The organism is Lacicoccus qingdaonensis, from assembly GCF_900101075.1.
Lineage (GTDB): Bacteria > Bacillota > Bacilli > Staphylococcales > Salinicoccaceae > Lacicoccus > Lacicoccus qingdaonensis.
The window spans coordinates 1-16,353 of the sequence record NZ_FNFY01000022.1 but is presented as its reverse complement, the minus strand read 5'-3'; the positions used below and the strand labels follow the sequence as shown (position 1 = coordinate 16,353).

General features: G+C 44.8%; 16 protein-coding genes and 1 pseudogene. 15 read left to right on the top strand and 2 right to left on the bottom strand.

Annotated elements, in window-relative coordinates; all coding sequences use genetic code 11:
• The first annotated feature begins 71 nt into the window (after window positions 1–71).
• The 9 genes and pseudogenes from BLR15_RS10745 to BLR15_RS10705 all read left to right on the top strand — a co-directional run bounded on the left by BLR15_RS10745 (window position 72) and on the right by BLR15_RS10705 (window position 7,055).
• A pseudogene (locus BLR15_RS10745) lies at window positions 72–1,099 on the top strand (fatty acid desaturase).
• Between the two features lie 286 nt (window positions 1,100–1,385).
• Window positions 1,386–2,510, top strand: a complete 1,125-nt coding sequence (locus BLR15_RS10740; protein ID WP_092987348.1) for a sensor histidine kinase — start codon at window positions 1,386–1,388, stop codon at window positions 2,508–2,510.
• 1 nt (window position 2,511) lies between these two features.
• Window positions 2,512–3,111 (top strand): response regulator transcription factor, encoded by a 600-nt coding sequence (locus tag BLR15_RS10735; RefSeq protein ID WP_092987346.1) that lies wholly within the window; start codon window positions 2,512–2,514, stop codon window positions 3,109–3,111.
• A gap of 43 nt (window positions 3,112–3,154) precedes the next feature.
• Window positions 3,155–3,622 carry an SRPBCC domain-containing protein gene (locus BLR15_RS10730; RefSeq protein ID WP_092987344.1) on the top strand — a complete coding sequence of 156 codons (468 nt, stop codon included), beginning with the start codon at window positions 3,155–3,157 and terminating at the stop codon, window positions 3,620–3,622.
• A 394-nt stretch (window positions 3,623–4,016) separates the two neighbouring features.
• Complete coding sequence (locus tag BLR15_RS10725; RefSeq protein ID WP_092987342.1) at window positions 4,017–5,051, top strand: ICP22 family protein; 1,035 nt, start codon at window positions 4,017–4,019, stop codon at window positions 5,049–5,051.
• Window positions 5,052–5,179: 128 nt separating this feature from the next.
• Window positions 5,180–5,404 (top strand): hypothetical protein, encoded by a 225-nt coding sequence (locus tag BLR15_RS10720; protein ID WP_092987340.1) that lies wholly within the window; start codon window positions 5,180–5,182, stop codon window positions 5,402–5,404.
• Between the two features lie 12 nt (window positions 5,405–5,416).
• Window positions 5,417–6,535 carry a serine hydrolase domain-containing protein gene (locus BLR15_RS10715; protein WP_092987338.1) on the top strand — a complete coding sequence of 373 codons (1,119 nt, stop codon included), beginning with the start codon at window positions 5,417–5,419 and terminating at the stop codon, window positions 6,533–6,535.
• Window positions 6,536–6,552: 17 nt separating this feature from the next.
• Window positions 6,553–6,780 (top strand): hypothetical protein, encoded by a 228-nt coding sequence (locus BLR15_RS10710; protein ID WP_092987336.1) that lies wholly within the window; start codon window positions 6,553–6,555, stop codon window positions 6,778–6,780.
• Complete coding sequence (locus BLR15_RS10705; RefSeq protein ID WP_092987335.1) at window positions 6,780–7,055, top strand: hypothetical protein; 276 nt, start codon at window positions 6,780–6,782, stop codon at window positions 7,053–7,055. Before BLR15_RS10710 ends, BLR15_RS10705 begins: the two co-directional genes overlap by 1 nt.
• A 48-nt stretch (window positions 7,056–7,103) precedes the next feature.
• On the opposite strand, the gene BLR15_RS10700 is transcribed toward BLR15_RS10705, so the two are convergent.
• Window positions 7,104–7,502 carry a hypothetical protein gene (locus BLR15_RS10700; protein WP_092987334.1) on the bottom strand — a complete coding sequence of 133 codons (399 nt, stop codon included), beginning with the start codon at window positions 7,500–7,502 and terminating at the stop codon, window positions 7,104–7,106.
• A 78-nt stretch (window positions 7,503–7,580) separates the two neighbouring features.
• Here BLR15_RS10700 and BLR15_RS10695 point away from each other — a divergent pair, with 78 nt between their 5' ends.
• The 6 genes from BLR15_RS10695 to qoxD all read left to right on the top strand — a co-directional run bounded on the left by BLR15_RS10695 (window position 7,581) and on the right by qoxD (window position 15,448).
• Complete coding sequence (locus tag BLR15_RS10695; RefSeq protein ID WP_092987333.1) at window positions 7,581–8,837, top strand: hypothetical protein; 1,257 nt, start codon at window positions 7,581–7,583, stop codon at window positions 8,835–8,837.
• Between the two features lie 164 nt (window positions 8,838–9,001).
• Window positions 9,002–11,137, top strand: coding sequence for an ATP-dependent Clp protease ATP-binding subunit (locus BLR15_RS10690; RefSeq protein WP_092987332.1), 2,136 nt, complete (start codon window positions 9,002–9,004; stop codon window positions 11,135–11,137).
• 447 nt (window positions 11,138–11,584) lie between these two features.
• Window positions 11,585–12,523 carry a cytochrome aa3 quinol oxidase subunit II gene (qoxA, locus tag BLR15_RS10685; RefSeq protein WP_092987331.1) on the top strand — a complete coding sequence of 313 codons (939 nt, stop codon included), beginning with the start codon at window positions 11,585–11,587 and terminating at the stop codon, window positions 12,521–12,523.
• 17 nt (window positions 12,524–12,540) lie between these two features.
• The gene (gene qoxB / locus BLR15_RS10680) at window positions 12,541–14,487 is read left to right on the top strand and encodes a cytochrome aa3 quinol oxidase subunit I (RefSeq protein WP_092987380.1); all 1,947 of its coding nucleotides are present in this window, start codon (window positions 12,541–12,543) and stop codon (window positions 14,485–14,487) included.
• On the top strand, window positions 14,474–15,085 hold the full coding sequence (gene qoxC / locus BLR15_RS10675) for a cytochrome aa3 quinol oxidase subunit III (RefSeq protein WP_092987330.1): 612 nt from the start codon (window positions 14,474–14,476) through the stop codon (window positions 15,083–15,085). The genes qoxB and qoxC overlap by 14 nt, the downstream gene beginning before the upstream one ends.
• Entirely contained in the window at window positions 15,086–15,448 is a 363-nt protein-coding gene (gene qoxD / locus BLR15_RS10670) for a cytochrome aa3 quinol oxidase subunit IV (protein WP_092987329.1), read from the top strand.
• A 68-nt stretch (window positions 15,449–15,516) separates the two neighbouring features.
• Here the strand turns inward: qoxD and BLR15_RS10665 are convergent, their stop codons facing one another.
• Entirely contained in the window at window positions 15,517–16,014 is a 498-nt protein-coding gene (locus BLR15_RS10665) for a DUF1648 domain-containing protein (protein ID WP_176754135.1), read from the bottom strand.
• Window positions 16,015–16,353: the final 339 nt, after the last annotated feature.

Sequence of the window (16,353 nt, the reverse complement as noted above, 5' to 3'; positions counted from 1 at the left end):
AAATCAATCTGTCGGATCTTTAATCCATCACCCATAATAATATTTGATCAGATTACAGGGAGATGGAGCAAATGACAAAACAAAAACAGGCACAGCTCAGAAAAGCAGTCATGCCATATGCGAAATCAGAGACCAGAACAAGCATCATCCAGCTGCTCAATACCATACTGCCATTTTTCGCGTTATGGATTCTGGCATACCAGGCACTCAGCATTTCATTCTGGCTGAGTCTGCCATTCAGTATTTTGGCGGCAGGCTTTATGATCCGTACATTTATTATTTTCCATGACTGTGCTCATGGATCGTTTTTCAAAAATAAAAAGCTCAATGATTTCTTCGGTACGTTTACAGGCGTCATTACGCATTTTGCCTATGACAGATGGAAAACCGAGCATGCAATGCACCACGCTACAAGCGGAAACCTCGATAAACGCGGCATCGGTGACATCTGGGTGATGACGGTCAAAGAGTACGAGGAAGCGGGCAAATGGAAAAGGTTACAGTACCGTCTGTACAGAAACCCGTTCGTCATGTTCGGCCTCGGGCCTCTGCACCTATTCCTGAATGCGAACCGTTTCAACCGTCAAGAGGCGAAGAAGAAAGAGCGCAGGAACACGCATCTGATTACACTGATTCTGATCAGCGCGTACCTTTTGATCGGCTTCATATTGGGCTGGCACGTATTATTGATGGTCCAGCTGCCGATCGATATATCGCGGGCGTGGCCGGCATCTGGCTGTTCTACGTCCAGCATCAGTTTGAAGATTCCTATTTTGAAAACGAGTCTGAATGGGATTTCGTAAAAGCGGCAGTCGACGGCAGTTCCTATTACAAATTGCCAAAATGGCTCGAGTGGATGACCGGCAGCATCGGCTACCACCATGTCCATCACCTGGCGCCGAGAGTGCCGAACTATCATCTGGAAGAGGCGCATGCAAATACGCCGCCGCTCCATAAAGCGACGACAATCACGTTGAAGACAAGTCTCGAGTCTATCAAGTTCAGATTGTATGATGAAGACAACAAGGTATTCATCTCTTTCAAACAGATGAAGCGGCAGCTCGCAAACGGCAAAGTGTCACAACCGACCACACACTGATATGAATATTGGCAGGACCACTGAAAATCTCAGGATTTCAGTGGTCCTATTTTAATTGAAAGGACTGTGGGGGTGGAGTGGGCTGGTTAATTCGATTTGAGTGTCTGTTTTATGCGGTTCAAATCGGTTTTCGTCTGTGAATCCGATTTGTAATGAATTTTTGATGGGCTCAAATCGAATAAGTGACTGTTACACTGACCTGAGAGCACGACCGCAGTGGACATCGATGTTTATTACACGCCCAAACTGTTACAATTAAACAAATCAATGAAGGAAGGCATTCAGAATAAGAGAATGGTATCATATTTTCGCCAAAAACACGGGACTCAGCTTGTACATATGGATCATTTTCTGTATCCTGCCATTTTATTTCATATTCCGGTCCACGTCCACATTGGAGATCGCTTTCGGTGTAATCGCCACTTTGCTGTTTTTTGCGATTTTCTGGCTGACTTATAATGAAAAGGGACCGAGAATTTATATCGGCCTCAGCCTGGAATTCGCAATCAATATTGTCATGACTGTTTTATTCGGCTATGTCTACTTTGCCTTATTCATCGCATTTTATGTCGGCATCATCCGGAGTAAAGCAGGGTTCATCTCGATGTATGTCATACATCTTGTCACGACGATCGGTGCGATGGTGATTAGGTTCATCGATAATTATACATTGTTTCTGAATCATCTGCCGTTCATGATCATGACGGTGCTCGGTGTCATCCTGATTCCAATCGGCAAACGGAACCGGATTCAGACCGAAGCGCTGGAAGGCGAACTCAAAATTGCGCATCAGAGAATCGAGGAGCTTGCAATCGTCAATGAACGCCACAGAATTGCGCGAGATCTGCATGATACACTGGGGCAGAAATTATCGATGGTCGGCCTGAAGAGCGAGCTCGCATCGAAGCTTATTGATAAAGATCCGGACAAGGCGAGAAAAGAACTGGCGGACATTCAAAATACTTCAAGGCATGCTTTAAAAGAAGTGCGTGAAATGATCAGCAATATGAAGCATGTCAGTCTGGAGGAGGAACTGCAGATGGTCGAAAATATTTTGAACATGTCAGACATCAACAGTGAAATCAATATGAATGTGGATGTCAAGGACACGCCTGTACTGATCGATAATATTTTAAGCATGTGTCTCAGGGAATCTGTGAACAATGTGATCAAGCATTCGAAAGCTGTCAACTGCAGCATAGATTTAACGGAAACAAAGAGCGACATCATGCTCAAAGTGAGCGATGATGGAAAAACAGAGGACATGACCTTTATTTATGGAAATGGTCTGGCCGGCATGAAGGAACGTCTGTCCTTCATCAACGGCGAGTTCCAGGCGGTCAATGCATATGACGGCTTTGAAATAAACATCGCAGTGCCGAAAGTGTTGAAAGAGATTGAGGAGGGTTGAAATGATTAAAGTGGTACTGGCTGAAGACCAGAACATGCTGCTTGGCGCTTTAGGTTCACTGCTTGATATGGAAGATGATATCGAGGTGGCGGGTAAGGCGGCCGACGGTGAAGAGGCATTGAAACTGGTTGAAGAGCTGAACCCTGATATATGTCTGATGGATATAGAGATGCCGGTGATGACCGGATTGGAAGCGGCTGAACATCTAATGGATCATGACTGCAAAGTGATCATCCTGACAACCTTTTTACGGCCGGGATATTTTGAAAGGGCAAAAAAAGCGAACGTGAGCGGCTATCTTTTAAAAGACAGTCCAAGCGAAGCCCTCGCCCAGTCCATCCGCCAGATCATGAAGGGGAAAAGAATCTACTCGCCGGAACTGATAGAAGTCGCCTTTGAGCTTGATAATCCGCTGACGAAAAGGGAGCAGGAGATCGTCCAGCATCTGGCGGACGGTGAACCGACGAAAAAGATTGCCGAAAAACTCAACCTGTCCAATGGTACGGTAAGGAACTACGTTTCAATCGTACTCGATAAACTGGATGCCAAAAACAGAATTGAAGCCATTTCGAAAGCGATTGATAAAGGATGGCTGAAATAGGGTAGAGAAAGAGTAGATCTATAATAAGCTGGGAGGCTTGAAAATGACTGAAAGAATTGATGAAGCAAACTTGATGATCAGTGCACCGCAGGAGACATTATACCAGGCATTCTTAAAAGAAGAGGCGTTCAAAAGCTGGTTTACACCGAATGATATGACGAGTGAAATCGAATCGTTTGATCCGACGGAAGGCGGCACATTCGTGGTCAATCTATTTTATGACGATGAAGAAGCAACCGGGAAAACGGCAGGTAACACAGATCGTTTCACAGGAACATTCAAAGTGCTGAATCCGTATAACAGAGTCGTCTTCGACATCGACTTTGATACCGAAGACGAGCAGTACAAAGCGGTCATGGAGCAGGAGTGGACATTGATCGATCAGGGGAATGAGACAGAAGTGAACGTCGTCTGCAGAAATGTCCCCGACGGGGTCGACCAGACCGAGCACGAGCGTGCATTGATACTCAACTTATACAGACTTGCAGACTATGTCGGCGCAACAGAATAAAGAGCGTGAAGCTGCCGGGAATCATAGCGGATTACGGCAGTTTTTTTGATCTAAAGAGGCTCAGGAATCCGAGCATATGGTGGTATCTAAATGACTTGCTCGGATTCTGAGAAGAAATCCGAGCATATGCTGATACTTGGGCAACTTAATCGGATTCGTCCTTGGAATCCGATCATATCGATAATTACTCGTGACTTAATCGTTTTCTGAGAAGAAATCCGGGCATATAACCTTATTCGGTCTGACTTAATCGTTCCCGAATCATTGTATTTTCATAGTCATTTATTCACAATAATCTTTTTATTTAATTTGGGATTTTTTACATATTTATCATCTGGATATGTATAATAGTGGTAAGTTACATAAAATATATTTTCTGATGGGGGAGGCGTCGATGCTGAAGAAATTTATGCTGCCACTGGGTATATTGCTGCTCGCAGCCTGTGGTGATAATGGTGTACAGGAAGAAGGTAATGAAGAAGACGAAACAGCTGTAGAAGAAGAAAACGAATCAGCTGCAGATGAAGAAGAGGATAGTGAAAAGTGGCATCCTCCGGAAGATAATGTCGAAGGACCTTCTGAAGAAACAGTGCCTGATGAAGGAGAAGGCGGTTCATGGAAAGAACCGGCTGGAACCGGAGAAGGGGATGACTCTGCTTCAGATGAAGAGTCGCCGGAGGATGCTGCATCCGCCGACGTCGGTTCTGATTCCAGTTCGGATGAACTCGCAGATGAGTCAATCGAAGAAGAGGACTTTGATGCAGCTGCAGCCAGCGAGGATAAGCCTGGCTTTGACATGGTCAAGGAAGATACTTTCACCAATGAAATCGGGCAGGGTGTCTGGGAGAAGTACCAGAAGATGACCGGGGAATATGAATTGAAGGATGTTGCCAATCCGGAAAGTGAAGGATCGTCCCGCGAGGAAATTGAAGAGATGATGTCAGATATGGATATCGAGCCGGATTCTCTTGAGCTGGAGAACGGAGACACGCTCATCATCTATCATTTTCCGGATGATGAACTCGCCCATGACAATGGTGAACCGTTCATAATGGCAGATGTGACCTATTTTTTTAACAGTGAAGATCATCTGATCCATTCATCCATCGCGCCTGGCTTTCATGAGGTGGCTCTGAATGAGGCGACGAAGTCGGAAGAACTTGAGGGCATCAACACGTTGACCGATCTCCGGGAGACCCATGATCCCCAGGTATTTACCATAGGTGAGATGAAAATTAATGAGGCAACGATTACACAGACGCTGATTCCGGTCGATGCCGGGGACAACACTTTGGCGGTCTATGTCTACGGGCTCGGTGATGATATCATCTACAGCAACGGTGATCTTTATTTCACGGTGAGTGTAGATTTCCCGACTTATGCATACATACATTACGCAGATCTGGTCCAGGCATACAGCCAGTCCTAGCCGGAAATAGTTCTTTCTGAGACACCAGCTGCCATAAAAATGAAAAACATAAATGTCCGGGATTTTAATGATGAACCCCGGACATTCCTTTATAATGAAGGTAAGAGTAAAATATAAGGATGATCACAATGAAGGAATTTCATAGAGAGTTGACGCATCTGGGACTGTTCAGTGTATTTGCCGTGATTTTTTATTTTGTCGGCAATGCGCTGATCGATACGATTTTTGCTGAACGTCCGAATGCCGTTATTTTAGGTATACTGCTGCTCGTGGCTCTCGGTGTCGCGTATTTTCTGGGAAAACAGATTACCAGTGTGATTGAGCAGGCAGTCTCAATGAGAAAGAAAAAGTAAGAGGTGTAGCGATTGAATTTTTTGATGGGTCAATTGAATATTTTAATCAGCGCTTTAATCATCGGTTTTTCAGCTCATCAGGAAGTTTCGGACTACATAGCACTTGAATCACTGGATAAGGACGAACAGATGGAAAATCTGCTTTTTGAACGGATAGATAATGAAAATCTGTACGGCGCGGTATTCCATATCGAACAGGGTGATGAAGTCATTCATTCTGCTGCCGGCAATCTGGAGGCGGACGAGGCGTTCAGCATTGCGAGTGTGACGAAGATGTTCACTGCAAGTGTCATATTCCAGATGGTTGAAGACGGACTACTGACGATGGATGATACGATAGACATGTATCTGACGGAGGAGGAATATTCCGGCCTGCACACATATGAAGGTGTGGAATACAGTAATGCCATCACCATCCGCCAGCTCGTCAGCCAGACGACAGGGCTCCCGGCCTATATAGAAAATGAAGCGGAAGGACTCACGCTTGTCGAGGAATCGATCGATGACGGCGAGTCATTCACTTTTTCATCGAAATTGGAAAGCGCCAAAGAGCAGGGGGCGAGATTCATAAACGGTGAAAGTGCATATTATGCTGATATCAATTACGATATATTGGGGGAAATCATTGAGCGGGTATCTGAAAATACTTTGGAATCCCAATATGAACGGTATATATTTGGGCCGCTTGAGCTAGAAAACACATACCTTGCAGAAGCGGACAGTGAAGTTCCTACGGTAACCGTGAACGGTGAGGAGCGGGATATTACACCGATTTTGGAAAACATGCGTGCGAGCGGCGGCCTCATCAGCACATCCAGTGACCTGATGGTATTTCTGAAGTCATTTTTCAACGGCGGGATGTTCGATGAATCGTTTATAAATACAGATACTTTGGAGGACATTCAATTTTATTTTCATCAGTACGGCAACGGATTCATGCATTTCGATGTATCGGCTGAAGTGCCTGTGTTCGATATGTATCCGCTCACCGGTCACGCAGGTATAAACGGCAGCTTCGCCTTTTACAACCAAGAACTGGATTTATATATTACCGGGACGACGAACCAGGCGAGTAATCCAATGTTAAATTATGAACTGATTCAGCAGTTCATCGATCTTGCTGAAGAATAACCGAAAGGAATTTTAATATGGAAAGATTAAATATCACTTCGATGGTATTGGGATTGATATGGGTGATTGTCTCATATCTGCTGATTACGACTGTCATGTCCGAATGGTTTTATGCCCAGCCGGTCTGGGTCATACCTGTAACGATCATCGGCGGCGTCATCGTCATCAGAATCTTATTCAATCAGGTGTTCAAAGTGGATTTCATCAATAAAAAATATCATAAGAATCAAAACAGGAGGAAATAATGCCTAATCCGAATACTAAGAAATATGTCATTGCCAGTCTCCTGGGTGTCGCATTGTTCGTCTTTTTATACTTGATCATGGAAGTCATCACATTCTATACATTTCCAAGAATGATCGGCTCTGTGCTGCTTGCGCTTGTCGGCGGCGGAGCCATCGGGACTTTACTTCAGAGGCTGCCTGATGAGAATGAAAAGAATCCGAAAAAGTACTACATCATCTGCTTCAGCGTGATGGCGGTAATCGCCTTTTTGTATGTGACACTGGTGGGATATTAAAATAAAAGCCCGGGTATCTTTTGATATCCGGGCTCTGCCATTCTGCAGTCATTCATCCTCTTTTTTATCCATCACGAGTTCGAGTTCAAATGCATCAATTTTCGATAAGTAATAAAATACCGCAATACTCAAAAAGACGATGATGGCGGCGGAGGTCAGGAAATCATTCACAAAGAATATGACTGACATAAGCAGTACGAAGAAAGTGGTGAAGATTCTGCTGTATTTCTTACTCTTTGTCAATTTAATATTGTCATTATGGTAGACTTGCAGCTCATTGCTTGTCATCCCCGACTGGGTGACTTTCAATGTGGATGGCTCTTTGGGTAATTCGTAAGTCTTTTCTTCCAGTCTGTAGATCTCTTCGGCTTCTTCACCGTTGATATGTACTTCCATACCGGTCGCACTGCCGAACCAGCTGGTTTTTCTGGTCAATTTGAACGACATAACAGTCTCCTTAAAGATTTTCTTGAATATCTAATCTATTATACAATGAATAAAAGACGAAAACAAAGGAGTGGAACGATGCTGAGAATTTTAATGCTGATGATGGGCGCATTAATGATTACTGCAGCCTGTGGAAACGGAGAGGACTCTGATACGCCGGTTGAAAATGAAGAAGCGGCGGAAACAGAGGAAAGTACATCACCGGAAGAAAGTGCAGAGACCGACAGTGACAATGGAAATTCAGAAGAGGAATCGGGCGAACAGGAAACCTCAGAAGAATCATCAACAGAAGAGGGTGCCTCAGAAGAAGCGGAGAATGAAGACACCGAGGATGGCAGCGACAGTTCTGTAGAGGAACAGCCGGAAGAAGCTGAATCTGAAGAGGAGACAGTGGAGGAAAGTCCGGGAAACGCTGATGAGTCGGAAGCGGCAGCAACTGAATTCGATATTAACAACGCTGATACACAAAAACGTCTGATGGCACCGAATTATCCGGAAGACGGCCTGTCATTTGAGCAGGAGGCGATCACTGAAGGCATGACGCAGACTGAAGTCGAAGACCTTCACGGGCAATATGACTTTATTTACCCTGGACATGGAAGAACGGTGACGATATACGATAATTTAGGTGTCGTGTACTCGGTGCCGGGGCCGTACGGCGAAGATGAGCTGGCGACGACGGATGTGAGTCCGGATGAAGTGGTCGTTGAAAATGTGATGTATTATGCGGGCGTTTCGTATGATGAAGTGGTGGCGGCGCTCGGTGAGCCGGATGTGGATGCCCATGAGCCGGAAGAGGGCCCGGTGAGCGGATATCACTTTATGGAGTATGTGCTGGATCAAGGTGAAGAGATGGCGCTTGCCGGTGTGTTCTGGATGCATGAAGATGAAAATGGCGAGCTGATGGCGGATGTCATGACGAAAAATGAAAAGCCGATTGATGTAGAAGCGTATAATGAATCGCTCGGCGGGGTGGATGAATACACGGAAGAGACACTTACTGCGATGATGGAAGGATATTTGTCGAGTCTCGAGGATTATTTTAATGATGAGAATGAAGAGGTGTTTGATTATACGGAGCCATCGTCCGAGAACGGTGGAATAATTATCAATAATAAAGAGAGCGGCAGCTTCAGAGATCATGAAAACCATAATATAGAGGTGCTGGATATCGAGGAGCGGGATTCTGTCTACTATGTTACTGCCTCGCGTGAATATTCCCATGCAACATCAAACGGTGTGCGCAAAGCGACTGTCGAGTACGAGATTTTCAATACGACAAAGGGATTTAAAGTGATGGATTTTGAACAATTAGATGATGAACCGGCAGGTTAAAACTGTCTCAAAAGGCCTTGCCAACGGCGTTGGTGGGGTCTTTTATTTGTATGAGCATCACTGTTGATTTTCTGGTTAAAGGTCATTATAATATAATTATAGTCAAAGATAGTCAAAGTCAAACGAATGACTATTTATAAATTAAATAAAGGAGGCATTTAATCATGAAATGTCAAAATTGTGGTATAAATGATGCAAATGTTAATTTAGCAATGAATATAAACAACCAGAAAATGCAAGTACATTTATGTAATGCATGCTTCCAGGAAGTAAAATCACAATCAATGAATCCGAATAACTTCTTCGGCGGAAATGGATTCGGCGGAGAAGAATTCAATAACTTCAACCAGGCAGCCGGCGGACAAAAAGCAGGTGCCAGAACTCAGACGAAAGAACCGGAACAGGATGGTCTGCTTGATGAGCTTGGTACGAACTTAACAGATAAAGCACGCGGGAATCAAATAGATCCGGTTATCGGCCGTGATCAGGAAGTCAAACAAGTGATAGAAACACTGAACAGACGTAATAAAAACAATCCGGTGCTCATCGGTGAGCCGGGTGTCGGTAAGACGGCAATTGCCGAAGGACTGGCAGTTAAAATCGTCGAAGGTGATATTCCGACTAAATTGATGGATAAAGAAGTGTATATTTTGGATGTGGCTTCACTCGTTGCCAATACAGGCATCAGAGGTCAATTCGAAGAGCGTATGAAACAGCTGATTGAAGAGCTTAAGCAGCGTGAAGATGTGATTGTATTCATCGATGAAATTCACCTGATTGTTGGTGCGGGTACTGCGGAAAGTTCACAAATGGATGCAGGCAACATCTTAAAACCGGCGCTTGCACGCGGTGAAATGCAGCTGATCGGTGCAACGACACTGAAAGAGTACCGTCAGATTGAAAAAGACGCAGCACTGGAACGCCGTCTGCAGCCGATTACGGTTAAAGAACCGACGCTTGAAGAATCAGTGCAGATCTTAAACGGCATTAAAGACAGATATGAAAGATTCCACGAAGTAAAATACTCTGATGAAGTGATTCAATCATTCGTCAATCTTTCACACCGTTATATCCAGGACAGATTCCTGCCGGATAAGGCGATCGACCTGATGGATGTCGTCGGTTCAAGACTGAATCTCTCAAATGCTGAAAAGGATTCGGATTCGATTGAAACACAGCTTGAGAAAATCAGGACGGACAAGAAAGCGGCAGCAGAAAAAGAGGATTACGAAAAAGCGGCAAACCTCAGATACCAGGAAATGCAGCTTGAAAAACAGCTTGAGAAATCACAGTCGGAAGACGGTGAACAGGTCATTGATGTGGATGTATCCGACGTCGAGCTGATTGTTGAGGAGAAAACGGGCATCCCGGTAACGAAACTTCAAAAAGATGAACAGGAGAAAATGCGTGAGATAGAAAGTAATCTCAGCGCCAAAGTCATCGGACAGGAAGAAGCGGTCGAAAAGGTCGCAAAAGCCGTCCGCAGATCGAGAGCCGGACTTAAATCAAAATACCGTCCAATCGGTTCATTCCTCTTTGTCGGTCCGACCGGTGTCGGTAAGACAGAGCTGACTAAAGCACTGGCCGAAGAATTGTTCGGTACACGTGATTCACTGATAAGACTCGACATGAGTGAGTATATGGAAAGTCATAGCGTGTCCAAGATCATCGGTTCACCGCCGGGATATGTCGGCCATGACGATGCAGGACAGCTGACTGAAACTGTCAGACACAATCCTTACAACATCGTCCTCTTGGATGAAATAGAAAAAGCGCACCCTGATGTGCAGAACATGTTCCTGCAGATCATGGAAGACGGTCATCTGACAGACTCACACGGCAGAACCGTCAGCTTCAAGGAAACGGTCATCATCATGACAAGCAACGCAGGTACAGGCGTCAACAACAACAGTGTCGGGTTCGGAATGGATGAAAGCGACGCAGTTTCCACATTGGAAAACTTGAGCGACTTCTTCAAACCGGAATTCCTGAACAGATTCGATGCGATCATCAACTTCAATGAGCTTTCAGAAGACAATCTGCTTGTGATCATTGACCTGATGCTTGAAGAACTGAATGAAATGCTCAAAGAAAATGATATTGAAATGACAGTAACAAACGCAGCGAAAAAGAAACTGGTCAAGATGGGATATGACAAACGCTTTGGCGCAAGACCACTGAGACGTGTCATCCAGGATAAAATCGAAGACCAGCTGACCGATCTCATTCTGGAAGAAGATCATATCGATAAAGTCACTGCGAAAATCGTAAATGATACCATTGTAGTTGAAAAAGTATAAATTGATTTTGAAGGCACAACCCCGGGGGCGGGCTGTGCCTTATTTTTTATGATTTTCAATGTCATATAAATTTAACTTATCTGCCGTATATTCGTCACTCCCATTGATGAACAATTCAAATAAATACGTTTTTACAGGTTAAGAAATGATATATCAGAGGCAGTAAGGCCATGATGACAAAATTACTTTGTACTTATATTTTCATATTAACTTGTTTCATCTTGAAATATTTACGATGTTCTTTTGATTACATATTATTAACAGCATGTAAAATTCTGAAAAATTATTGCTTCAAATGTGTAAAAATAAACTTATTACCCTATATGACGGGCAGTTAAGTACGAAAAAATGTTTGCCCTCCGCCAAAAAAGGAACTATATTGTATATGGAATTTGAATATGAAATCATAGTAGTCTTAATAACTGATTTATTTTGGAGGTGAGCCGTATGAAGAGCCAGAAAGGTCATTATATGATGCGCCTGTCAGGTGTCGTCATGATGGTGGCATTGCTGTCAGGCTGTAATATCGATGTTTTTGATCCTGCCGGCCCGGTTGCGGAAAGCCAAAGGAATCTGATTGTGTACTCATTGTTTTTTGTCGGCGCAATCATATTGGTCGTATACAGCATTTTCACAGTGTTTGTCATCAAGTACCGTGCGAACCGCAAAAACAGGAAGGAAAGTGATTATAAGCCTGAAATGCACGGGAATTACATTATAGAAGCCATATGGGTTGCGGTTCCTGTTCTGATCGTGATTGCTTTGTCCATACCGACAGTGCGGCTGATCTTCCAGCTGGAAGAACCGCCAGTCTCTTCACAGGGTGAAGAACCGCTGGTAGTGTATGCCACCAGCGCAGATTGGAAATGGTTTTTCAGCTATCCGGAAGAGGATATAGAAACTGTCAATCATCTGTACATACCGACAGATCGCGGGATTGAATTCAGGCTGGCCTCTGCAGAGTCGATGTCCTCATTATGGATACCGCAGCTCGGTGGTCAGAAGTATGCCATGGCAGGAATGGAAAACACGTTGTTTTTGCAGGCGGATGAAGAGGGGACGTATCTCGGCAGGAATGCCAACTTCACCGGCGAAGGGTTCGCAGCCCAGACATTCCATGTCAATGCCGTATCTGACGATGAGTACAATCAGTGGGTGGACAACGTCAGTGAAAATGAACCTGAACTGACCCAGGAAAGGTATGATGAACTGCTTGCACCTGGCCTCGTCGATCAGATGACATTTTCTTCGACACATCTGGATTATGCGGATCACGGTTCGAATGAAGACAGGGATTATTCTGTAGAGCGTCACGGAGATAAATATGATGAACAATTGGATTTATATAATACACCTGGATGGAACCCCAATGAAATTCCAGAGTAATGAAAGAAGGCATTGTTATGCAATTGGATGAGTTTTTTGTTACCGGTGAACCGTTGATTTATATAGGTATGGCTGCAATCGTCCTTGTGTCCGGCACGATATTGTTTGTACTGACCTATTTCAAAAAATGGAAATGGCTTTGGGCAGAGTGGCTGACTACCGTGGATCATAAGAAAATCGGTGTCATGTATATACTGTTATCCCTTGCCATGATGTTCAGGGCCGGGGTGGATGCAATGATGATGCGGCTGCAGCTCGCGTTTCCGGATATGAACTTTTTGAATTCACAGCACTACAGCGAAGTGTTCACCACGCACGGCACGATAATGATTTTATTCGTCGCGATGCCTTTTCTCATCGGTTTGATGAACTATGTCGTGCCATTGCAGATCGGAGCACGTGACTTCGCTTTTCCTTTCGTCAACGCGCTCAGTTTCTGGTCAACATTTTTCGGTGCGATGTTATTTAACATATCGTTCGTCATCGGCGGTGCGCCGGATGCGGGCTGGACGAACTATGCGCCGCTTGCAGGCTCAGAACTGAGTCCGGGGCCGGGGATCAACTATTACCTCCTTGGTCTGCAGTTGTCTGGTATCGGTACATTGGCAACGGGAATCAATCTGATGGTGACCATTTTAAGGATGCGTGCGCCGGGGATGTCATTATTCAAAATGCCGATATTCACGTGGTCTACATTGATCACATCATTCATCATCATATTTGCGTTTCCGATATTGACCGTTGCGCTTGCACTGATGACAATCGACAGGATATTCGGATCACACATCTTCACCTTGACAGGGGAAGGACTTCCGATGATGTGGGCAAATCTTTTCTGGATGTGGGGGCACCCCGAAGTATATATTGTGATACTTCCTGCATTCGGCATATTTTCCGAAATCATATCAGCCTTTGCACAAAAGCAGCTTTTTGGTTATAAGACGATGGTCTGGGCGATCATCCTCATTGCCGGTCTCAGTTTCGTCGTATGGGTACACCATTTCTTTACGATGGGCGCCGGGGCATTTGTCAATTCGATATTCTCGATAACGACGATGGCTATCGCGATACCGACCGGGGTCAAAATATTCAACTGGCTGGCGACAATCTATAAGTCCAAAATTATATTCGGCACGCCGATGATGTGGTCACTTGCTTTCATACCAAGCTTCACCATCGGTGGTGTGACAGGTGTCATGCTCGGCATGGCAGCAGCAGATTATCAGTTCCACAATTCGTATTTCCTTGTATCCCACTTCCACTACGTGTTGATACCGGGTACGATATTCGCCTGTTTCGCCGGACTGATCTACTGGTTCCCGAAAATGTTCGGTTTCCAGCTCAACAGGAAATTGAATATCTGGGCCTTTTGGCTGTTTCTCATCGGTTTCCATGTGACATTCTTCCCTCAGTACTTCCTGGGACTGGACGGCATGGCGAGAAGACTGTTCACAATCGGGCCTGAATGGTTTACATTGAATTTCATCTCTACAGCCGGTGCATTCGTCATGGGCGCAGGGTTTGCGGTCTTCGTATATTGTATCGTGTACAGCTATTTCAAAAGTACAAGAGATCTTCCCGGCGATGTATGGGGAGTCGGCCGTACGCTTGAATGGGCGACACCGACCCCGGTTCCGAAGTATAACTTTGCGACACTTCCCGACGTTAAAAGCCACGATGCACTGATCGACATGAAGGAAGACGGGGAAACTACATTCGATGAGGACAAGCTTGAGAGCATTCATATGCCAAATTACACAGGTCAGCCTTTCATCATGACGGCAATCATGTTCTTTGCTTCCTTCTTCCTTGTATTCGAGTGGATCACACTGGCATCAATCGGTCTGATTGGCATCATTGTGATGATGTATGTACGTTCATTCGATTATGACGGAGGATATCATATCGGAGTGGATGAAATTTCAAAAATTGAAAATTCGTTAAGGGGGCATGACAATGAGTGAAAATGTTCATAATAATGTTCCTTTGGAATACAGCACGGATGAGGGGCAGAATTCGATCATCGGTTTCTGGATATTCCTCGCAGCTGAAATTTCACTGTTTGCGACATTGTTCGCAACTTATGCCGTTTTATTCAGCCGAACAGCTGATGCGATGGAGCCCGCAGAGCTGTTCCAGCCCGGCATCGTACTGGTCATGACAGTACTGCTCCTCACCAGCAGTTTTACATGCGGGCTCGCGATTCATTTTATGAGGCAGGGCTCGCTGAAAGGGACACAGATTCTGCTCGGCATCACGCTCCTGCTCGGTATGACATTCATCGGCTTTGAAATCTATGAATTCATACACTATGTCAGTGAAGGCGTGACCCTACAGTCGAGTGCCTACTGGTCCGCATTCTATATCCTTGCCGGTACACACGGTATTCACGTAATGGTCGGAATCGGGTGGATGATCGGCATCATCATCCAGCTGTTCCAGCACGGATTGACTGCTTTTACTGCGAGAAAAGTGTTCATCGTCGGTTTGTACTGGCACTTCCTGGATGTCATTTGGATATTCATATTCACAGGTGTTTACCTGATAGGGATGGTGGTCTGAATGAGTGAGAAAAAACATAAGTATCCCTGGAATCATATCATCGGTTTTGTATTGTCGATCGCTTTGACTTTCCTTGCCGCCTGGACTGCACTGTCGTCTGATCTGCCTGTCATGTGGATCATCATCTCCATCATGGTCCTTGCTGTCATACAGGCGCTGATCCAGCTGTTCATGTTCATGCACATCGTAGAAAAAGGGGCGGGAGATGCACCCTGGAATATGATGTTCCACGCAGCAGTCGTCGCAGCAATCGTTGTGTCCGGATCACTTTTCACCATGTCATTCGGTTTTACACATGATCACGGCGGAGGAGAACATGAGACAGAACAGCATGAAGAACAGGGCGCACATGAAGGTCATTGACAATAAAATGCACCCCTGAAGTTGGATACCAATCCTGCTTCAGGGGTATTTTATTTGTCCCGGAATATTCATCTTATCTTTCTGCGCTCGTTCAGTCCCCAGACAACCGGAGCGAGCGAAATGACGAGAATGAGAGGCAGCAGGTAGATTCCGAATGATGTTTCGCCGGTAAGACCATAGCCGATGATTTCGATGAAAACGAATGCAAATATGAGCATTACACCATTTTTTGAGAAATTCACTATCTGCCTGCTGTTCAAATAAAAAGCTTCGATATTCTCTTCGTTGATGCGTGCAGGATAATTGTGCACATGAGGAATCCTCTCAAGTATTTCCATGAATATGATGAGGAAAAGCTGAATGGCAACGAGAATGAGCAGCTCATACGGTGAGCCGTAGCGGTTCACTTCACCGCCGGGACCGAACTGCATTGGAATATTATCTGACAGTGATGCGAATGTCAGAGTTACATAGACTGCTGAACCGATGAATACGCTGTACCCGACAATATTTGCGAGTTTTTCGGGAGTCGACTTTGGAATTTTCAATTTCGGTCGTGTCTCCATTTTATAACCCCTCGTATAGTAAGTTTTATAGTCTTTCTTTTTATCAGTCTTTCGACTTGGATATTCCGGGATAACCCTGGATAATAAAGCCATAGATTTGAAAGGATCTAATGGGCATGAGCTATCTCCCCTTGTAGTTGAACTACACTTTAAGACTGCTCCCCTGGCCATGCGAATGAATTTCAAACGCACAAGCTGTATCCATAAGCATCAAATGAATCCATGTAGTAGTGGGTTCTGCAGCCATTGATGTTTATGAATGAATACTCATACGCGAGGTTGAATCCTGTCGCATGTATCCAGGGGTATCCCGGAGTACCCAAGTCTATTAAATAATCA